The sequence below is a fragment of the Bradyrhizobium sp. CCBAU 53351 genome, from assembly GCF_015291745.1.
In the GTDB taxonomy this organism is placed as follows: domain Bacteria; phylum Pseudomonadota; class Alphaproteobacteria; order Rhizobiales; family Xanthobacteraceae; genus Bradyrhizobium.
On sequence record NZ_CP030059.1, the window covers coordinates 995,005 to 1,013,278 of the forward strand.

The following is an 18,274-nucleotide window of genomic DNA, read 5'->3' on the forward strand; positions in this document are numbered from 1 at the left end:
AAGGCCGTGGAGCTGAGGGACGATAGCCGCAACTCCCGGACTGCCGTTTGATGCCGATCAATTGACCCGCTGCGGCAATGCAACGCGGCGGCGTCTTGTTGTCCGAGGCCGTTTCGGCCAATGATTGAAGGGGCCGCCGGCCGGCGAACCCGGATCGATCCTGCCCCGTATTTGTTTTGCATTCCAACCATCCGGCGTCCCCGATGACCTCAGGCGAATCCTTCTACGGCGGCATTCCCGTTTTCCGCGGCTTCACCAGCCTGATGGATCCTGCGCTCTATGCGCCCCTGCCGGACGATTGGAGCATCGGCGTTGCCGATATCGTCGATTCCACCAAGGCGATCGCGGCGCAGCGCTACAAGGCGGTCAACATGGCCGGTGCGGCCGTGATCGCGGCCGTGACGAACGCCTTGGCGGGGCGCGAATTCCCCTTCGTGTTCGGCGGCGACGGCGCGAGCTTTGCGGTCGCGCCCGGCGATCTCGATGCGGCACGCGACGCGCTCGCCGCGACCGCCACCTGGGTGCGAGAGGATCTCGACCTGAGGATGCGCGTCGCGCTGGTGCCGGTGAGCGCCATTCGCGCGCACGGCCTCGACGTGCGCGTCGCGCGCTTCGGTCCGTCGGCGAACCTGTCCTATGCGATGTTCTCCGGCGGCGGGCTCGCCTTTGCCGACGCCGCGATGAAGCGCGGCGAGTTCGCGGTCGCCGAGGCGCCGGCGGGCACGCAGCCCGACCTGTCCGGCCTGTCCTGCCGCTTCGAGATGATGCCGGCCTCGCGCGGGCTGATCCTGTCGGTCCTGGTGATGCCGGCGCGCGGCGCCGAGCCGCATGCCTTCCGCAAGGTGATCGAGGACATCATCCATCTCGTCGAGCGCAGCCCGGACGGCGCCCGTCCGGTACCGCCGCAGGGACCGCCGCTGAAATGGCCGCCGCAGGGCCTGGAATACGAAGCCCGCACCAGGCGGGGCGGCCCGCTGCTTGCGCGCAGGGCGAGCGTGCTGGCCTATACGCTGTTCGTCTATCTGATCATGCGCTTCGACCTCAAGGTCGGCGGCTTCGTGCCCAACCTCTACCGGCGTCAGGTCGTCGAGAACTCGGACTTCAGGAAGTATGACGACGGCCTGCGCATGATTCTCGACTGCACCCCGCAGCTCGAGCGCGCGCTGAGCGATCGCCTCGCGGCCGCCGCGCGCGAAGGCGTCGTGCGCTACGGCCTCCATCAGCAGGACGCCGCCATGATGACCTGCTTCACACCGTCGGCGCTGCGCAGCGACCATGTGCACTTCATCGACGGCGCGCGGGGTGGCTATGCCTCGGCCGCGACGGCGCTGAAGGCGATGCCGGCGTGAGGGATCTCGTGTCCCGGACGCGCTGCGGCACGCAGTGACGCTGCGCAGAGCCGGTACCCAGAGTGAGATAGGCCCCGGCTCCGCAGCGCATCACTACGTGCAGCGCTGCGTCCGGGGCACGAGACCTCGTAGGCCCGCTACCGCCCCGCGCGCGTCCAGGTCTCGCCGCCGCAGAGCGCGCCGACGCAGCCTTCGACCCGCAGCGAATCCGCTCCCGTCACGGTGACGCTGCTGGCATAGGTGCTGCCGTCGTCGGCATTGTAGATCTGGCCCGACCATTTGTTCGGACCGGAGGGCGGCATGCTGCTGAACAGCGGCAGACCGATCATCGAGCGCTTGGCGAGCGCGGGATTGGGATTCTTGCTGTCGGTGGCGGGCTGGCCGGTCGCGGTGTCGTAGGGCTCGCGCAGCCAGGCGACGACGCCGCAGATGCCGCCGCCGCATTTGGTGATCTTGACGCGCGCATCGCCCGCCTGGGTCAGCCATGTCCCGTCGACGTTCTGCGCATGAGCGGCGGACGCGCCAAGCAGCGCAGCGAGGAGGACGATGAGAGCGGCGAATCTGGAAGTCATGGAAGAGGCCCCGAAAATGGAGCGCCTCCATAGCAGGCCGGCGAGATAGTGCAACGCTGGCCGGAATCACATTCCTGCGTTTATCGATGTGCGTTTATATGCCTGCGCTCATTTGTCCCAGCGCACAAATGCGACCGAGCCCGCAGTCGCAAGACCGAACACGACCATGGCGCCGCCGACCAGCGCGAACAAGGTCCAGGCCGGCGCCTGCGCCATCATGAGGCCGATGCCGCCGATCGCGACGATCAGAAGTCGCGCGGTGGACGCCAGCACAGGTCCGCCGACGCGCGCCGCGCCTTGGGATGAGAAATAGAGCGACACGCCGATGCCGAAGAACACGAAGGCCGGGCCGGCCCAATGGAAATAGCTGTGCGCCGCGGCGGTGACGCCGGGATCCCGGGTGAAGAGCGCAACCCACAGCGCGGGATCGAGCGCGATGACGAGCCCGATCAGGCCGACCGTGAGTCCCGAGGCCGCAGCTGCGGTCCAGGCGACACGCCGCGCCCGCTTCACATGTCCGGCGCCCATCGCCATGCCGACCATTGGCACAGAGGCGATGCCGAAGGCGAAGGTGATCGGGATCAGCAGGAATTCCAGCCGCGAGCCGATGCCGTAGCCGGCCAGCATCTCGGTGCCGAAGGTCGCCAGGATCTTGGTGAAGATCAAGATCGTGAGCACGGTCTGGAGCGGTGACAGGCAGGCCACCGCGCCGACCTTGAGGATGTCCAGGAACATCGCGCGTTCGAAATGGAAGGCGCGGACGTCGATCTGCAGCCGGCTGCGGCCGGACAAGAGATACCAGAGGAAGAAGATCGCGGCGCAGCTGAACGCGATCAACTGGCCGCTTGCGACGCCCGGCATACCGAATTGCGGCACGCCGAACAGGCCGAGCCCCAGCGTGCCGCCGAGCGCGATCTGCAGCACGCTCGCTCCGATCAGCGTCATCGAGGGCAGGCGCATGTCGCCGGTGCCGCGGATCACCGAGGCAAGCGTATTGACGAGCCAGATCGCGACCGCGCCGGAGAACAGCATTTGCGAATAGCCGCAGGCTTCCTCCAGCACCCGGTCGCGTCCGCCGAGCAGGGTGAAGAACGAGCGGCCGAAGACCAGCATCATCACCGTGAAGAACAGCCCGCCGCAGAGGCCGATGATGGCGGCATGCAGCGCCAGCGTCGCGGCGCGGTCCCGATCGCCGGCGCCGAGCGCGCGGCTGATCGCGGACGATACGCCGCCGCCCATCGCACCCGCGCTCATCATCTGGGTCAGCATCGCGAACGGAAACACCAGCGCGATCGCGGCGAGCGGGATGGTGCCGAGCCGGCCGATATAGGAGGTCTCGGCGATTGCGACCAGCGTGCTGCCGACCATCGCGATCATGTTGGGAATCGCGAGCCGCAGCAGCGTCGGCAGGATGGGCGCGGTCAGGAGGCTGGCGATGGGGTAGGCGACCGGCGCGAGCGGCGGGACGGCGTCTACGGGGGCGTCGATCGTCATGTTCACCGCGCGGAATATCAAATGATGATCGACATATTATAGGGCGCAAGGCGCCCGGCCAGCCCTCGCTCACGCAGGGCTCACCAGGGCAGGCCGCATAGGTCGATGGTGCCCAGCGTCGGCGCGCGGACGATGTGGAACACGTAGGGCGCCATATGGTCGAAGCGGATCCGCCCCTCCGGCTGTTCGCAATAGACCTCGCCCTTGAAGGGCAGCCAGCTCCGGGTCTCGTAGAACGAGAAATTGTGGGGTTCGCAGAACAGCAGTGCGAAGCGCGCGGCCTCGTTGGCTCTGATGGTGTGAACCGCCGCGTCGATCGCCACGGTCGCATAGCCGCGGCCGCGCTGGTCCTGGCGCGTGCAGACTCCGCCGATGCCGCCGATATGGACCTTCTGCCCATTCCAGGTGACGGTGCGGAAGTAGATGCCGACATGGCAGACGAGGCCGTCCTCGGGCGTCTCGATCAGCACGCGCAGATCGGCATTGGCCCATTTGACGTGGGCCCAGGGCTTCTCAGCGACGAGCTCTGGTCCCCAGACCGCCTGATGCAGCGGCTCCGCAATCGGCCAAGACGCGTCGCCGTTCAAAATATCGATCTCGATGCTCATGGCCTGGTTCTTCGGAGCTCCGCTTCGTGGCGCATTCGTTCTGTCATAAGCGGTTCAAAGGCAATGATATTTTTACGCCGTCCGTCTCGCCTGCGGCAGAACGTCTGCGCTTGCGTCGATTTGGTGCAATCCGGCCGGATGGCCCCATCACGTGTTTTCGCAAATTGGCGGTATTTAACGGCCGCGGAACCTTCTATAAGACTCCCCGTTAAGCCAGTTCCCCATCAGTCGCGGACAAGAACCCATGACCTTTACGCTGCCCCCACTCCCTTACGCCTATGACGCCCTTGGCCAGTTCATGTCGAAGGAGACGCTGGAATTCCACCATGACAAGCATCATCAGGCCTACGTCACCAACGGCAACAACGCGCTCAAGGGGACCGAATGGGAAGGCAAGTCCCTTGAGGAGATCGTCAAGGGCTCGTTCGGCAAGAACCCCGCGGTGTTCAACAATGCCGGCCAGCACTACAATCACATCCACTTCTGGAGCTGGATGAAGCCCAATGGCGGCGGCACCAAGCTGCCCGGCAAGCTCGAGAAGAAGATCAACGAGGACCTCGGCGGCTTCGAGAAGTTCAAGACCGACTTCCAGGCGGCCGGCGTCGGCCAGTTCGGCTCCGGCTGGTGCTGGCTCCAGGTCAAGAACGGCAAGCTCGAAATCTCCAAGACCCCGAACGGCGAGAATCCGCTGGTGCACGGCGCCACGCCCATCCTCGGCTGCGACGTCTGGGAGCACTCCTACTACATCGATTACCGCAACCGCCGCCCGGATTATCTCAAGGCGTTCGTCGAGAACCTCGTGAACTGGGAATACGTCGAGTCCCTGTTCGACAAGGCGTAAGCGTCAGTCCGGGGCGCGCGAAGCGCGAACCCGGAATAACAGAAAGAGGCGGTCGCTCGCGCGGCCGCCTTTTTGCTGTGCGGAATTGCCCTGCGCGGTGCGCGCACGGGTCTGTCATCACACCATTTGCATCGCTTCGGTGGCGCGCTTAATCAGGACGGGCATCACCCTCGAGCCACCGAGCCCGTTGTCAGAACCTTCCCCGAAAACCCCTGCGCCGGCCGAGGACGCGGAGTCCGAGCCGCGGCCGGGCCGTGTGCGCAGGCCGATCGGCTGGTCGACCATCATCATCGCGGCACTGGTCGCGGTGAGCGCGGCGCTGGTCTGGCGGCGTGACGGCACCGACGGCGTTCTCGACATCCTGACCCACGATCTCTCGCTGTTCTCGGGCATCCTGCCGCGCGTGCTCGCCGGCTGCCTGCTCGGCGCCTTCATCTCGGAAATCCTGCCGCACGAAAAAGTCTCGCGCTCGCTTGGGCCGAAATCCGGCTTGATGGGGCTTCTGATCGGTACCGCCTTCGGCGCGATCCTGCCGGGCGGGCCCTTCACCGCCTATCCCGTGGCGAGCGCGCTGCTCGCGGTCGGCGCTGATTTCGGCGCCACCATCGCCATGGTCGTGAGCTGGACCCTGATCGGCTATGGCCGCGCGGTGGCCTGGGAAATTCCGATCATGGGCACCGATTTCACGCTGTGGCGCGTCCTGATCTCGCTGCCGCTGCCGGTGCTCGCCGGTGCGCTCGGGCGCTTCGTCTATGTCAGGCTGTATCCGAAGCGGACCGGCGACGAGGACGCGGCATGAGCGCCGCGCTTCTGATCGACATCCTGCTGTGGGGCTCGGTGCTTGGCGTCGGGCTGATCGCCTTCCGCCGCGGACCGCCGGTATTCAGGGCCTCGTTGCGCGAAGGCACGATGGACTTCATCAACATCGTGCCGCGGATCGCGCTCGGGGTGATCGGCTCCGGCTACATCGCGGCCATCATCCCGCAGGAGGTGATCACAGGCTGGCTCGGGCCGGACAGCGGCTGGCTCGGCGTTGCGACCGCCGTGGTCGCCGGCGCGGCGACACCCGGCGGCCCCGTGGTCGGTTTCTCCATCGGCACCGTGGCGCTGAAGTCGGGCGGCGGGGTGCCGCAGGTGGTGGCCTATGTCGTCGCCTGGGCCCTGTTCGCCTTCCAGCGGGTGATCCTGTGGGAAATCCCGTTCATGCCGGCCCGGTTCGTCTGGTTCCGCTGTGCCGTCTCGGTGCCGTTCCCGTTCGTGGCGGCCGCCATCGCGATGGTGATCGGGAAGCCTTGAGGCGGCGTGGACAGACGTAATGTTATAATATAACGTCTTGCCATGGTTCCCGCCGCGTCCCACGCCCATCATCACGACCATGCTCATGGCCATTCCCATGGTCATTCGCACGCCCACGGGCATTCACATGGGCACGACCACACCCACGCCCATGTCCACGATGCCGCCTCGCCGCATCCCGCCCAGGAGGCGCCCTGGTCGATCCTGCGCATGACCATGGCCGCGCGCCTCGCGGCGGCGCTTGCCGTCTGTGCCGTGCTCTGGGGCGTGGTTTTCCTGGCGATGAGGTGACCATGGCGGCACTGCACTTTCACAACGTGACGCTCGGCTATGACCGGCATCCGGCCGTGCACCACCTCAACGGCGAAGTCGCGCGAGGTGCGCTGGTCGCCGTGATCGGTCCGAATGGCGCGGGCAAGTCGACCTTGCTGCGCGGCATCGTCGGCATCCTCAAGCCGCTCGACGGCAGCATCCATCTCGGCGGGCTCGACAGCAGGGACATCGCTTATCTACCGCAGAGCGCGGAGATCGACCGCAGCTTCCCGATCTCGGTGTTCGACTTCGTGGCGACCGGCCTGTGGCGGGCCACCGGCCTGTTCGGCGGCATCGGCAAGGCCGCGCGCGAAAAGGTTCTGCGCGCGATCGCCTCCGTCGGCCTCAATGGCTTCGAGAACCGTCCGATCGGCACGCTCTCGGGCGGCCAGATGCAGCGCGTGCTGTTCGCGCGGGTGCTGCTCCAGGACGCGAGCCTGATCGTGCTGGACGAGCCATTCAACGCCATCGACAGCAAGACCACCGCCGACCTGCTTGCGCTGGTCAAGCAATGGCACGGCGAGGGCCGCACCGTGCTCGCGGCGCTCCACGACATGGAAATGGTGCGCAATCATTTCAGCGAGACGCTGGTGCTGGCGCGTGGCCCGGTAGCGTGGGGACCGACGGCGGCCGTGCTGACGCCGGAAAACCTGCTGGTCGCGATGCGGATGTGCGAAGCTTTTGACGACAGCGCGGCGGCCTGTGCCGCTGACGATACCCGTTCGCGGGCGGCTTGAGATCCGATGCTCTATGACGCGCTGATCGGTCCGTTCACCGAATTCGAGTTCATGCGGCGCGCGCTCGCCGCCGTGATCGCGCTGGCGCTGGCCGGCGCGCCGATCGGCGTGTTCCTGATGCTGCGGCGGATGAGCCTCGTCGGCGACGCCATGGCGCATGCGATCCTGCCGGGTGCCGCCATTGGCTTCCTGCTCTCAGGCCTCAATCTGTTTGCGATGACGGCCGGCGGCCTGGTCGCAGGCTTTGCCGTCGCGATCCTCGCCGGCGTGGTCGCGCGCTCGACCGGGCTGAAGGAGGACGCGTCGCTCGCGACCTTTTATCTGGCCTCGCTGGCGCTCGGCGTGACCATCGTCTCGATCAGGGGCACCAATATCGACCTCTTGCACGTGCTGTTCGGCAACATCCTCGCGATGGACGACCAGACGCTGCTGGTGGTCGCCTTCAACGCCACCGTGACGCTGCTCGTACTTGCCGTGATCTATCGTCCCCTGGTGATCGAGAGCGTCGATCCCTTGTTCCTGCGCACCGTGAGCCGTGCCGGCGGGCCTGCACATCTCGCCTTCCTTGCGCTGGTCGTGATCAACCTCGTCAACGGTTTCCAGGCGCTTGGCACGCTGCTGGCGGTCGGCCTGATGATCCTGCCGGCAGGTATCGCGCGGTTCTGGTCGCGCGATCTCACCGCGATGATCTGCATCGCCGTGATCGCCGCCGCGGTCTCCGGCTATGCCGGGCTTGTGCTGTCGTTCCAGACCCGCGTGCCGTCGGGGCCTGCGGTCATTCTCGTCGCGACGGTGCTCTACATCGTCTCCGTGCTGTTCGGCCGCGTCGGCGGTATCGTCCGGCAATTGTTTCCCGGCCGGCATCTGGAAGCGTGATGATGCGGCCTTTCCTGCTTTGCATGCTCCTGTTGATCGCCTCGCCGCTTCAGGCGGCGGAGCGGCTGAACGTCGTCGCGAGCTTCTCGATCCTTGCCGATTTCGTCCGCAATGTCGGCGGCAACAGGATCAATCTGACCACGCTGGTCGGCGCCGACAGCGATGTTCACGTCTACACGCCGGCGCCCGCCGATGCGAAGCGGGTCGCGGAGGCGAGGCTCGTCATCGTCAACGGACTTGGGCTGGAGGGCTGGCTGCCGCGTCTCGTGCAGTCTTCCGGCAGTAAGGCGCAGGTCGTCACCGCCAGCTCCGGCATCGTGCCGCTGAAGCTCGGCTCGGCCGCCGATCCTCACGCCTGGCAGTCCGTCCCCAACGCCAGGGTCTACGTGACCGACATCGCCGACGCGCTGGCCGCGGCCGCCCCGGACGACGCTGATGTCTTCCGCGCTCAGGCCAAGGCCTATCTGGAAAAGCTCAAAACGCTCGACCGCGAGGTCCGCGAGGCCGTGGCCAAAATCCCAACCGAGCGCCGCAAGGTGATCTCCACCCATGACGCCTTCGGCTATTTTTCCGCCGAATACGGTATCCAGTTCGTCGCCCCCTTGGGCGTCTCCACGGAAACCGAGCCCAGCGCCCGGGACATCGCGGCCATCATCGGCCAGATCAGGGCCCAGAAAATCCCCGCCGTCTTCCTGGAAAATATCAGCGACGACCGCCTGATCCGGCGGATCGCCGCGGAGACCGGGGCAAAGGTCGGCGGGACCCTGATTTCGGACGGATTGACCGGCGAAAAGGGGTCCGCACCCACTTACATTGATATGGTCAGGCACAATATAAAGGCCCTGACCAGCGCGCTTGACCACTAGGGCAGGGGCCACCCCGCCTCGCGTCGCGCGAAAAGCCCGAAGTCGGAGTTCTTATGTCTGAAGCGACCTCCTCCAAAATTCCCGTGACCGTCCTGACCGGCTATCTCGGCGCCGGCAAGACCACGCTTTTGAACCGCATCCTGTCGGAGAACCACGGCAAGAAATACGCCGTCATCGTCAACGAATTCGGCGAGATCGGCATCGACAACGACCTCATCATCGGTGCCGATGAGGAAGTGTTCGAGATGAACAACGGCTGCATCTGCTGCACCGTGCGCGGCGACCTCGTCCGCATCATGGACGGCCTGATGAAGCGCAAGGGCAAGTTCGACGCCATCATCGTCGAGACCACCGGCCTTGCCGATCCCGCCCCTGTCGCCCAGACCTTCTTCGTCGACGAGGACGTGCAGAAGAACGCCCGTCTCGATGCCGTCGTCACGGTCGCCGACGCCAAATGGCTGTCGGACCGTCTGAAGGATGCGCCCGAGGCCAAGAACCAGATCGCCTTTGCCGACGTCATCGTTCTGAACAAGACAGACCTCGTGAGCAAGGGCGAGCTCGCCGAGGTCGAGGCCCGGATCCGCGCCATCAACCCCTATGCGAAGCTGCATCGCACCGAGCGCTGCTCGGTGGCCTTGGCCGACGTGCTCGACCGCGGCGCGTTCGATCTCGACCGCATCCTCGACATCGAGCCGGACTTTTTGGAGGCCGACGATCACGATCACGATCACGACCATGATCACCATCATCACGGCCACGATCATCACCACCATGATCACGGCCACGGCCTGAAGCACTATCACGACGAGGACATGCAATCGCTGTCGCTCAAGACCGACAAGCCGCTCGATCCCAACGTGTTCATGCCTTGGCTGCAGAACCTGGTGCAGGTCGAGGGCGGCAAGATCCTGCGCTCCAAGGGCATCCTCGCCTTCCACGACGACGACGACCGCTACGTCTTCCAGGGCGTCCACATGATGCTGGAGGGTAACCACCAGCGGAAATGGAAGGACGGCGAGCCCCGCGAGAGCCGCCTCGTCTTCATCGGCCGCGAACTGCCGGAGAAGGCCATTCGCGAAGGCTTCGAGAGCTGCATCGTCTCGTGATGAAAGAGTTTACGCCGGCCCCGGATTCCGCCTCGATCGTCTCCGTCACCGATCGCGTCAAGCCTGTGACCCTCGGCATGGGCGTGACCTCCGTGCATTTCCTCAAGGATCGCGCCGCCTTCGTCGGCGGCGAGGAGAACGTCGCCTTCGTCGATGCCAATGGCGAGATCAGCAAGGTCGCCGTGCATGGCGGCGGCATTCTCTCGACCGCGAGCGACGGCAAGCGCATCATCATGGGCGGCGACGACGGCAAGGTCGTCTCGCTCGGCGCCAAGGGCGAGGTGACGCTGCTCGCGACCGACCCGAAGCGGCGCTGGATCGACGCGGTGGCGCTCCATGCTGACGGCGCCTTCGCCTGGTCGGCCGGCAAGGTCGCGACCGTCAAGAGCGGCAAGAACGAGGAGAAGTCGCTCGAGGTGCCCTCGACCGTTGGCGGCCTTGCCTTCGCGCCGAAGGGCCTGCGGCTCGCGATCGCGCATTACAACGGCGCGACGCTGTGGTTTCCGAACATGGAGGGCTCGGCCGAATTCCTGCCCTGGGCCGGTTCGCATCACGCGGTCACGTTCAGCCCGGACAACAAGTTCCTGGTCACGGCGATGCACGAGCCGGCGCTGCACGGCTGGCGGCTCGCCGATAACAGGCACATGCGCATGACCGGCTATCCCGGCCGCGTCCGCTCGATGTCCTGGAGCGCCGGCGGCAAGGGCCTCGCCACCTCGGGCGCCGACACCGTCATCATCTGGCCGTTCGGTAGCAAGGACGGCCCGATGGGCAAGGAGCCCGCGATGCTCGCGCCGCTGCAGGCGCGCGTTGCGGTGGTGGCCTGCCATCCGAAGAACGACATTCTGGCCTGCGGCTATAGCGACGGCACCGTGCTGATGGTGCGTCTGGAAGACGGTGCGGAGATCCTGGTTCGCCGCAACGGCACGCCGCCGGTGGCTGCAATCGCCTGGAACGCCAAGGGCACGCTGCTCGCGTTCGCGGACGAAAATGGGGATGGCGGCCTGCTGGAGCTTTAATCTGTCATGGTTCCGGCCGTATAGGGGACCATGCGGTTTCTCACGACCTTCCAGCTGGGCGATTTCGCCGACACGCTGATCAGCCTGACCACAGCCTTCGTGCTGGGCACGTTGATCGGCGCCGAGCGGCAATACCGCCAGCGCACCGCGGGCCTGCGCACCAACGTGCTGGTCGCCGTGGGAGCGGCCGCCTTCGTCGATCTCGCCATGCAGCTGGACAATGCCGACGGCGCAGTGCGGGTGATCGCCTATGTCGTCTCGGGCATCGGCTTCCTCGGTGCCGGCGTCATCATGAAGCAAGGCATGGACGTGCGCGGGCTCAACACCGCGGCGACGCTATGGGCCTCGGCCGCAGTCGGCTCCTGCGCCGGTGCCGACATGGTCGCGCAGGCAGCCGCGCTGACCGTATTCGTCATCGCCGGCAACACCATGCTGCGTCCGCTGGTCAATGCCATCAATCGCATCCCGCTGAACGAGAAGGCCTTGGAGGCGACCTACTACTTCAAGCTCGCGGTCGCGGCCGATGCCTTGCCCGACATGCGCGACCGCCTCGTCGAGAAGCTCGAGGCCGCGAAATATCCCGTGGCGGGGATCGAGGTGGTCGAGATCGGCGAGGACATGCTGGAGATCGTCGCGAAGCTGGTCGCGAGCGCGGTCGATCCGAAGGAGCTGAATGCGCTGGCGACCGACCTGCAGCATCTGCCCGGTGTGCGCCATGCCACCTGGGAAGCCAGCACGACGGAATAAGCGCGTCGTTTTGGCGCGCGGACGGGCAGTTCCCGTCTTGCCGGGGATGGAACCCCGGTCGTGCCATTTCGTTGATTCCGCGGACAAACGCGGTGATCGACATGACCGGCAATGACAAGCGCAGACTGAAGCTCGACCTGATGATCGCCTGTTCGCTGTTCGCAGCGGGTGTCGTGGTGTCAGGCGTATCGATCGCGCAAATTCGCGCCGAGGGCCGGACGCAGCTGGCGCAGGCGACGCCACCGCTTCAGGGCACGCCGTCCGAGGATCAGAACAAACCGGCGGAAGCCAAGCCCGGCGGCGATCGCCCGACCACGCCGGCCCCTGAACCGGCACGCCCCGACCCGCAGACGCAGGGCGCGGCGGGCGCGGCCAAGCCAGCTCTGCCGCCGGCACCGGCCGAGAAGATCGCGCCGCCGATCGAGAAGAAGTAGGGCGCAACCGCAAGCTCTTCCGCTGCGATAGCAACCCTGCGCCGGCGTGGTGGTGAGCCGTTGTTCTGCTTCACTTGCGCCGGTATGATCCGGAGCGGAAACTGACCTGCATCCCACAGGATCACTCCATGCCGACCGCAAGCCTGGCGCCCCTCGATGAGACGATTTCGATCGCGGAGCTTACGCGCGATCCTTATCCGATCTACCGGCGGCTGCGACGCGAGGCGCCCGTGCTACGAGTGAAATCCGTGGGCCGCACCTTCCTCACCAAGGCTGCCGACACCAAATATGTGAAGGACAACGCGGCGCTGTTCAGCTCCGACGATCCGAACACGCCGATGAAGCGGGCCTTCCTGGCCCATACCTTGATGCGCAAGGACCACGACGAGCACCGCAGCGAGCGGATGGCGATGATGCCGGCTCTGATGCCGAAGACGATCGAGGCCGTTTGGGCACCCCTCTATGCGAAACTGGCCGCTGTGTATCTCGACCGGTTGCCCCGCGACGAGGTCGTTGACCTCTTCCCCACGCTCGCCGGCCCTATCGCAGCGCGGATTCTGGCCCATGCCATTGGCGTTCCGGACGCGAGCGACGAGGACATGCAACGATGGTCCCAGACCCTGATCGACGGCGCCGGCAATTTTGGCTGGACGCCAGGACCCTTCGAAGCAACCGACCTTGCCAATGCGGAGATGGATCGATGTATCCGTGGCAATTTCGAACGCGTTCGCACCGAACAGGATTCCTCCGCGCTGTCCTTCATGGTGAACGCAGCAAGCCCGATTGCCGAGAGTCAGATGATTGCCAACGTCAAGATCGCGATCGGGGGTGGCATCAACGAGCCGCGTGAGGCTCTGCTGACGATCATCTACGGCTTGCTGACTAACCCGGACCAGCTTGAAGCCGTCCGAGAAGGCGGCAAATGGCGATCCGCTTTCGAGGAAGGCGTACGATGGGTGGCGCCGATCCAGGCGAGTTCGCGTCTCGTCATAGAAGACACCGAGATTCGCGGCTGCTTCATCCCGAAGGGCGACACGGTGATGACGATACAGGCCTCAGCCAACCGGGACGAGGAGGTCTTCGAGGATGGCGAGCGCTACGACGCGTTGCGCGAACCCAATCCTCATCAAGCCTTCGGCAACGGCCCGCATCACTGCGCAGGCGCGCACCTTTCGCGGCGGACGGTTGGCGCCATCCTTCTGCCGATGTTGTTCGAGCGCTTCCCCCGTATGACCCTGCCTGATCCCGCGAGCGTCCGCTGGCACGGCTTCGGTTTCCGCGGCCCGCTCAATCTGCCGGTTCTCCTCCAGTAGGCTGGCGGGACGCAGGCCTTCGACGTCGAGCCCGTAAGCGCGGTCCGTGGCGGCGAAAAATCGCACCGTCGATTGAGAGGAAGTAGGCTTGCTGTCATTCCGGGGCGCGCGAAGCGCGAGCTACGGTGAGCAATTGCGTACCTGAGAATCCATTTCTCTACGGACTCTGCCGCCCGATGGATTCCGGGCTCGACGCTGCGCGTCGCCCCGGAATGACGGAGGAGAGAGCCTACCTCACCGCACCAAAACGTTCTTGAACTGCCACGGATCAGACGTGTCGATATCCTCCGGGAACAGGCCCGGGCGATCCGTCAGCGGCGTCCAGTCGGTGTAGAAACCCTTGACCGGGCCGAGATACGGCAGCTGGATTTCCAGCAGGCGATCGAAATCCATCTCGTCGGCTTCGACGATGCCCTCGGTCGGGTTTTCCAGCGCCCACACCATGCCGCCGAGCACGGCCGAGGTCACCTGCAGGCCGGTGGCGTTCTGATAGGGCGCGAGTGCGCGGGTCTCTTCGATGGAAAGCTGCGAGCCGTACCAATAGGCATTCTTGTCATGGCCGAACAGCAGCACGCCGAGCTCGTCGATGCCGTCGACGATCTCGTTCTCGTCGAGGATGTGGTGCTTCTCCTGCATCTTGGCGGCGCGGCCGAACATCTCGTGCAGAGACAGCACGGCATCGTCGGCCGGGTGATAGGCATAGTGGCAGGTCGGCCGGTAGACCGCCGTGCCGGATGCGTCACGCACCGTGAAGTAATCGGCGATCGAGATCGACTCGTTGTGGGTGACGAGGAAGCCATATTGCGCGCCGCGGGTCGGGCACCAGGTTCGCACGCGCGTGTTGGCGCCGGGTTGCATCAGATAGATGGCGGCGCCGCAGCCGGCTTCGTGGGTCCGTGCATTCTCGGGCATCCATTTTTCGTGGGTGCCCCAGCCGAGCTCGGACGGCTGCACGCCCTCCGAAAGGAAGCCTTCCACCGACCAGGTGTTGACGAAGACGTCAGGCTCTTTCGGCTTTTTGGAGCGCTGGGTGTCGCGTTCGGCGATGTGGATGCCCTTGATGCCGGCCTGCCGCATCAGATCCGCCCATTCGGCTTTGGTCTTCGGCTTGGGGGCGTTGAGCTTCAGGTCGGCGGCGACATTGAGCAGTGCCTGCTTGACGAAAAACGAGACCATGCCGGGATTGGCGCCACAGCAGGAGACGGCCGTGGTCGAGCCGGCGGGGCGCGCCCTCTTGGCGGCCAGCGTCGCTTCGCGAAGCGCGTAGTTGGAGCGCGCTTCCGGGCCCTTCGACGAATCGAAATAGAAGCCGAGCCAGGGCTCGTTGACGGTGTCGATGTAGAGCGCGCCGAGCTCGTTGCAGAGCTCCATGATGTCGGTGGAGCCGGTGTCGACCGAGAGATTGACGCAAAAACCCTGGCCGCCGCCTTCGGTAAGCAGCGGAGACAGCAACTCGCGATAATTGTCCCTGGTGACGGCCTTCTGGATGAAGCGGACATTGTGCTTCTCGCAATGCGCCTTGCGGCCCTCGTCCTTGGGGTCGATCACGGTGACGCGCGACTTGTCGTAATCGAGATGCCGCTCGATCAGCGGCAGCGTGCCTTTGCCGATGGAGCCGAAGCCGACCATGACGATGGGACCGGTGATCTTCGCGTAGATCTGCGAGGGAAGGCTCATGGAACGGTTTCTCCGGAACGTGCTGGCTGGCAAAGGGTGGGTGGATTAGGCGCTGCGGCGCCTTTTCAAACGCTGCGGCGCTTTTTTTAGACGCTGCGGCGCTTGGCGGTGACTTCGATCTCGACCTTCATCTCGGGCTTGGCGAGAGCGCTGACGACCAGCAAGGTCGCAGCCGGCCTGATGTCCCCGAGAACTTCGCCGCAGACGGCGAAGTGGGCGTCGATGTAGCTGGCGTCGGTGACGTAATAGGTCGCACGGACGATATCGGCCATCTCGAATCCGCCCTCCTTCAGGGCGCCTTCGATGGTCTTGAAGCAGTTACGTGACTGGCTCGTGACGTCTGATGGCATCGTCATCGTGCTGTAGTCATAGCCGGTGGTTCCCGCGACAAAGGCGAACTCGCCGTCGATCACGGCACGGCTGTAGCCGGCGGTCTTCTCGAACGGGGAGCCGGTGGAGATCAGGCGACGGGGCATGGTTTGGACCTCGACTGAAGGGCGTTTCGCGGGGTTAAAGGGCGTTTCTGGCGCCCGCGCAACCCCTAAGGAACGGGCGTGGCGCAGGCGCGCTTGGGCGTTGCCGCTCAGCGCGGTTCGAGGCGTCGGGATGAAAGCGATGCTTTAGGCCGCGCGCGCCTGGACGGCGCGAACTACCCTCCGTTTGGCGAGGGCCGCGCCGGTCGGGACGATCATCCCTTCGGCGCCGTCGAGCGCGCCTTCCGCGAACTCGATCGCCAGCAGGCGGTCGCGCTCGAACGGGCCGGGCAGCGACAGCGCACCGGTGTTCTCGGCCGAGAAGCCGAAGCGGGCGTAATAGGGGGCATCGCCGAGCAGGATCACGGCGGCATGCCCGCGCGCCCGGGCGGCGGCCAGCGCTTGATGCATCAGCGCGGCGCCGATCCCGAGCTCGCGGCAGGCAGGGTCCACCGCCAGCGGTCCGAGGACCAGAGCGGGCCTGCCTCCGGCGCTGACATGCCACAGCCGCACGGTTCCCACGAGCTTGCCCTCGCGCATCGCCGACAGGGCAAGGCCTGCGGCAGGTGCACGTCCCTCGCGCAGGCGCTGGCAGGTGCGGCCGTGGCGGTTCTCGCCAAAGCAGGCATCGAGCAGCGCTTCACGCATCGCAACGTCGGCAGCACGCTCGCTGCGGATCGCGAACGGAGCGGCTTTCGAGGTGAGGGCGGCTTGTGGCTTCCGAGGAGCAGTCATGGCGCGTCAGTCCCCGCTTGAACGGACGTGCCCGAAGGCGCGCCTGTGCAAGACGTCGTCAGATCGAAATGTCAGGGAGGAGCCGGCAAGCCGGCTCCCGGGTTCGTCAGGCCTCTAGAAGAGAGAGGCGGATCAGATGTGATACGTCTTCAGCGGCGGGATGCCGTTGAACGCCACCGACGAGTAGGTCGACGTATAGGCCCCGGTGCCTTCGATCAGCACCTTGTCGCCGATCTCGAGCGTGACGGGAAGCGGATACGGGCTCTTCTCGTACAACACGTCGGCGCTGTCGCAGGTGGGGCCTGCGAGCACGCACGGCGTCATGTCCGCGCCGTCGTGACGGGTGCGGATGGCGTAGCGGATCGACTCGTCCATGGTCTCGGCGAGACCGCCGAACTTGCCGATGTCCAAGTACACCCAGCGCACCTCGTCCTCGTCGCTCTTCTTCGAGATGAGCACGACCTCGGATTCGATGATGCCGGCGTTGCCCACCATGCCGCGACCCGGCTCGATGATGGTCTCCGGAATCTGGTTGCCGAAGTGCTTGCGCAGCGCGCGGAAGATCGAGCGGCCGTAGGTCACGACCGGCGGAACGTCCTTCAGGTACTTGGTCGGGAAGCCGCCGCCCATGTTGACCATGGACAGGTTGATGCCGCGCTCGGCGCAGTCGCGGAACACCTGCGAGGCCATCGCCAGCGCACGGTCCCACGCCTTCACCTTGCGCTGCTGCGAGCCGACATGGAAGGAGATGCCGCACGGCTCCAGCCGGAGGCGCTTGGCGAGGTCGAGCACCTCGACCGCCATCTCCGGGTCGCAGCCGAACTTGCGCGACAGCGGCCATTCGGCGCCGGCGCAATCATAGAGGATGCGGCAGAACACCTTCGCGCCGGGAGCGGCACGGGCGACCTTCTCGACCTCGGCGCCGCAATCGACCGCGAACAGCCGGATGCCGAGCGCGAAGGCGCGCGCGATGTCGCGCTCCTTCTTGATCGTGTTGCCGAAGGAGATGCGGTCGGGCGTCGCACCCGCAGCCAACGCCATCTCGATCTCGGCGACCGTCGCGGTGTCGAAGCAGGAGCCCATGGACGCCAGCAGCGCCAGCACTTCCGGCGCCGGGTTCGCCTTGACGGCGTAGAACACGCGGCTGTCGGGCAGCGCCTTGGCGAAGGTCTGGTAATTGTCGCGCACGACCTCGAGGTCGACGACGAGGCACGGCTCGGTGTCGAGGCCATCCTTGCGGCGGTTGCGCAGGAATTCCTGGATACGGTCGGTCATAGCACTCTCCCAAACGGCCCAGCGACGGGGATCCGTTCAAAAAATGTCGTCGGATAAGCGCCCCGGCCAGATCGCGCGATGGAGGCGCGACGAGCCAAAGACTCAAATCAGACTGTGCTGCCGTGGATTGGTCGGGAGTGTTCCCGCCCGCACACCTGGCAATGAAGGACAAGCCTTTTCAGTAGCCCGCGCCGGCGTTGGACTGCCGGTAGAGACCAAAAAAGCCCGATCCGTCGTTGCTTTAAGTCGCGTCCCCCGTTGAGAGCGGGGTGCGCCGGTTCGCCTCCGGCTGCCAGTCACGGTTGCAAAAAGTGAAGTCACCTTCGACAAGGCATCTCTTGAGAGAGATGCTGGACGCTCCGGGTTTGCTTTGGTCTTCCGGCTAAGAGCCTTCCGACGTCCACACTTCCGAAGAGCCCCTCGGCTTCCTCACCCCTTGGCGGCTGTCCGGCCTCTTGTCCGGATACCTACCGACTGACACACGACCACAGGCACGTGCGAAATTGGGCAAGTCCGCACATAAGTGTTTTGACTCGGCTTCGCA

Annotated in this window: 20 protein-coding genes; 13 read left to right on the plus strand and 7 right to left on the minus strand. The window is 65.6% G+C overall.

Going from position 1 to position 18,274, the window contains the following annotated elements; genetic code table 11:
* Nucleotides 1–203 precede the first annotated feature (203 nt).
* Complete coding sequence (locus XH83_RS04745) at nucleotides 204–1,349, plus strand: DUF3095 domain-containing protein (RefSeq protein ID WP_194405903.1); 1,146 nt, start codon at nucleotides 204–206, stop codon at nucleotides 1,347–1,349.
* 137 nt (nucleotides 1,350–1,486) lie between these two features.
* Here XH83_RS04745 and XH83_RS04750 read toward each other — a convergent pair whose 3' ends face one another.
* From XH83_RS04750 to XH83_RS04760, 3 genes are all read right to left on the minus strand, one after another.
* Nucleotides 1,487–1,921, minus strand: a complete 435-nt coding sequence (locus XH83_RS04750; protein ID WP_194405904.1) for a DUF2147 domain-containing protein — start codon at nucleotides 1,919–1,921, stop codon at nucleotides 1,487–1,489.
* A gap of 108 nt (nucleotides 1,922–2,029) precedes the next feature.
* Nucleotides 2,030–3,415 (minus strand): MATE family efflux transporter, encoded by a 1,386-nt coding sequence (locus tag XH83_RS04755; RefSeq protein WP_194405905.1) that lies wholly within the window; start codon nucleotides 3,413–3,415, stop codon nucleotides 2,030–2,032.
* Between the two features lie 80 nt (nucleotides 3,416–3,495).
* A complete protein-coding gene (locus XH83_RS04760; RefSeq protein ID WP_194405906.1) occupies nucleotides 3,496–4,023 on the minus strand; it encodes a GNAT family N-acetyltransferase in 528 nt (175 codons plus the stop codon).
* Nucleotides 4,024–4,267: 244 nt separating this feature from the next.
* Between XH83_RS04760 and XH83_RS04765 the strand changes: the two genes are divergently transcribed.
* The 12 genes from XH83_RS04765 to XH83_RS04820 all read left to right on the plus strand — a co-directional run bounded on the left by XH83_RS04765 (nucleotide 4,268) and on the right by XH83_RS04820 (nucleotide 13,570).
* Nucleotides 4,268–4,864, plus strand: coding sequence for a superoxide dismutase (locus tag XH83_RS04765; protein WP_014491764.1), 597 nt, complete (start codon nucleotides 4,268–4,270; stop codon nucleotides 4,862–4,864).
* A gap of 187 nt (nucleotides 4,865–5,051) precedes the next feature.
* The gene (locus XH83_RS04770) at nucleotides 5,052–5,663 is read left to right on the plus strand and encodes a permease (RefSeq protein WP_194405907.1); all 612 of its coding nucleotides are present in this window, start codon (nucleotides 5,052–5,054) and stop codon (nucleotides 5,661–5,663) included.
* A complete protein-coding gene (locus XH83_RS04775; RefSeq protein WP_194405908.1) occupies nucleotides 5,660–6,160 on the plus strand; it encodes a hypothetical protein in 501 nt (166 codons plus the stop codon). Before XH83_RS04770 ends, XH83_RS04775 begins: the two co-directional genes overlap by 4 nt.
* 42 nt (nucleotides 6,161–6,202) lie before the next feature.
* Nucleotides 6,203–6,451, plus strand: a complete 249-nt coding sequence (locus tag XH83_RS04780; RefSeq protein ID WP_194405909.1) for a hypothetical protein — start codon at nucleotides 6,203–6,205, stop codon at nucleotides 6,449–6,451.
* Nucleotides 6,452–6,453: 2 nt separating this feature from the next.
* Nucleotides 6,454–7,209 (plus strand): metal ABC transporter ATP-binding protein, encoded by a 756-nt coding sequence (locus XH83_RS04785; RefSeq protein WP_194405910.1) that lies wholly within the window; start codon nucleotides 6,454–6,456, stop codon nucleotides 7,207–7,209.
* A 6-nt stretch (nucleotides 7,210–7,215) separates the two neighbouring features.
* A complete protein-coding gene (locus tag XH83_RS04790; protein ID WP_194405911.1) occupies nucleotides 7,216–8,085 on the plus strand; it encodes a metal ABC transporter permease in 870 nt (289 codons plus the stop codon).
* A gap of 2 nt (nucleotides 8,086–8,087) precedes the next feature.
* Nucleotides 8,088–8,951 (plus strand): metal ABC transporter solute-binding protein, Zn/Mn family, encoded by an 864-nt coding sequence (locus XH83_RS04795; protein WP_194408169.1) that lies wholly within the window; start codon nucleotides 8,088–8,090, stop codon nucleotides 8,949–8,951.
* Between the two features lie 53 nt (nucleotides 8,952–9,004).
* Complete coding sequence (locus XH83_RS04800) at nucleotides 9,005–10,057, plus strand: GTP-binding protein (protein WP_194405912.1); 1,053 nt, start codon at nucleotides 9,005–9,007, stop codon at nucleotides 10,055–10,057.
* Entirely contained in the window at nucleotides 10,057–11,076 is a 1,020-nt protein-coding gene (locus XH83_RS04805; RefSeq protein WP_194405913.1) for a WD40 repeat domain-containing protein, read from the plus strand. The genes XH83_RS04800 and XH83_RS04805 overlap by 1 nt, the downstream gene beginning before the upstream one ends.
* A gap of 30 nt (nucleotides 11,077–11,106) precedes the next feature.
* Entirely contained in the window at nucleotides 11,107–11,823 is a 717-nt protein-coding gene (locus XH83_RS04810; RefSeq protein WP_194405914.1) for an MgtC/SapB family protein, read from the plus strand.
* A gap of 101 nt (nucleotides 11,824–11,924) precedes the next feature.
* The gene (locus XH83_RS04815) at nucleotides 11,925–12,257 is read left to right on the plus strand and encodes a hypothetical protein (RefSeq protein ID WP_194408170.1); all 333 of its coding nucleotides are present in this window, start codon (nucleotides 11,925–11,927) and stop codon (nucleotides 12,255–12,257) included.
* A 128-nt stretch (nucleotides 12,258–12,385) separates the two neighbouring features.
* Complete coding sequence (locus tag XH83_RS04820) at nucleotides 12,386–13,570, plus strand: cytochrome P450 (RefSeq protein ID WP_194405915.1); 1,185 nt, start codon at nucleotides 12,386–12,388, stop codon at nucleotides 13,568–13,570.
* A gap of 234 nt (nucleotides 13,571–13,804) precedes the next feature.
* Here XH83_RS04820 and XH83_RS04825 read toward each other — a convergent pair whose 3' ends face one another.
* From XH83_RS04825 to XH83_RS04840, 4 genes are all read right to left on the minus strand, one after another.
* A complete protein-coding gene (locus XH83_RS04825) occupies nucleotides 13,805–15,247 on the minus strand; it encodes a homospermidine synthase (protein WP_194405916.1) in 1,443 nt (480 codons plus the stop codon).
* 86 nt (nucleotides 15,248–15,333) lie between these two features.
* Entirely contained in the window at nucleotides 15,334–15,723 is a 390-nt protein-coding gene (locus tag XH83_RS04830; RefSeq protein ID WP_194405917.1) for a RidA family protein, read from the minus strand.
* Nucleotides 15,724–15,867: 144 nt separating this feature from the next.
* Nucleotides 15,868–16,455, minus strand: coding sequence for a GNAT family N-acetyltransferase (locus XH83_RS04835; RefSeq protein ID WP_194405918.1), 588 nt, complete (start codon nucleotides 16,453–16,455; stop codon nucleotides 15,868–15,870).
* A 132-nt stretch (nucleotides 16,456–16,587) separates the two neighbouring features.
* The gene (locus tag XH83_RS04840; RefSeq protein WP_194405919.1) at nucleotides 16,588–17,730 is read right to left on the minus strand and encodes a type III PLP-dependent enzyme; all 1,143 of its coding nucleotides are present in this window, start codon (nucleotides 17,728–17,730) and stop codon (nucleotides 16,588–16,590) included.
* Nucleotides 17,731–18,274 lie beyond the last annotated feature (544 nt).

Excerpts from the sequence above, each read along its gene's own strand:
- XH83_RS04805 (WP_194405913.1), top strand. The coding sequence starts at position 10,057 with ATGAAAGAGTTTACGCCGGCCCCGGATTCCGCCTCGATCGTCTCCGTC.
- XH83_RS04820 (WP_194405915.1), top strand. The coding sequence starts at position 12,386 with ATGCCGACCGCAAGCCTGGCGCCCCTCGATGAGACGATTTCGATCGCG.
- XH83_RS04760 (WP_194405906.1), bottom strand. The coding sequence starts at position 4,023 with ATGAGCATCGAGATCGATATTTTGAACGGCGACGCGTCTTGGCCGATT.
- XH83_RS04800 (WP_194405912.1), top strand. The coding sequence starts at position 9,005 with ATGTCTGAAGCGACCTCCTCCAAAATTCCCGTGACCGTCCTGACCGGC.
- XH83_RS04815 (WP_194408170.1), top strand. The coding sequence starts at position 11,925 with ATGACCGGCAATGACAAGCGCAGACTGAAGCTCGACCTGATGATCGCC.
- XH83_RS04795 (WP_194408169.1), top strand. The coding sequence starts at position 8,088 with ATGCGGCCTTTCCTGCTTTGCATGCTCCTGTTGATCGCCTCGCCGCTT.
- XH83_RS04835 (WP_194405918.1), bottom strand. The coding sequence starts at position 16,455 with ATGACTGCTCCTCGGAAGCCACAAGCCGCCCTCACCTCGAAAGCCGCT.
- XH83_RS04810 (WP_194405914.1), top strand. The coding sequence starts at position 11,107 with ATGCGGTTTCTCACGACCTTCCAGCTGGGCGATTTCGCCGACACGCTG.
- XH83_RS04750 (WP_194405904.1), bottom strand. The coding sequence starts at position 1,921 with ATGACTTCCAGATTCGCCGCTCTCATCGTCCTCCTCGCTGCGCTGCTT.
- XH83_RS04780 (WP_194405909.1), top strand. The coding sequence starts at position 6,203 with ATGGTTCCCGCCGCGTCCCACGCCCATCATCACGACCATGCTCATGGC.
- XH83_RS04785 (WP_194405910.1), top strand. The coding sequence starts at position 6,454 with ATGGCGGCACTGCACTTTCACAACGTGACGCTCGGCTATGACCGGCAT.
- XH83_RS04825 (WP_194405916.1), bottom strand. The coding sequence starts at position 15,247 with ATGAGCCTTCCCTCGCAGATCTACGCGAAGATCACCGGTCCCATCGTC.
- XH83_RS04765 (WP_014491764.1), top strand. The coding sequence starts at position 4,268 with ATGACCTTTACGCTGCCCCCACTCCCTTACGCCTATGACGCCCTTGGC.
- XH83_RS04755 (WP_194405905.1), bottom strand. The coding sequence starts at position 3,415 with ATGACGATCGACGCCCCCGTAGACGCCGTCCCGCCGCTCGCGCCGGTC.
- XH83_RS04790 (WP_194405911.1), top strand. The coding sequence starts at position 7,216 with ATGCTCTATGACGCGCTGATCGGTCCGTTCACCGAATTCGAGTTCATG.
- XH83_RS04775 (WP_194405908.1), top strand. The coding sequence starts at position 5,660 with ATGAGCGCCGCGCTTCTGATCGACATCCTGCTGTGGGGCTCGGTGCTT.
- XH83_RS04830 (WP_194405917.1), bottom strand. The coding sequence starts at position 15,723 with ATGCCCCGTCGCCTGATCTCCACCGGCTCCCCGTTCGAGAAGACCGCC.
- XH83_RS04840 (WP_194405919.1), bottom strand. The coding sequence starts at position 17,730 with ATGACCGACCGTATCCAGGAATTCCTGCGCAACCGCCGCAAGGATGGC.
- XH83_RS04745 (WP_194405903.1), top strand. The coding sequence starts at position 204 with ATGACCTCAGGCGAATCCTTCTACGGCGGCATTCCCGTTTTCCGCGGC.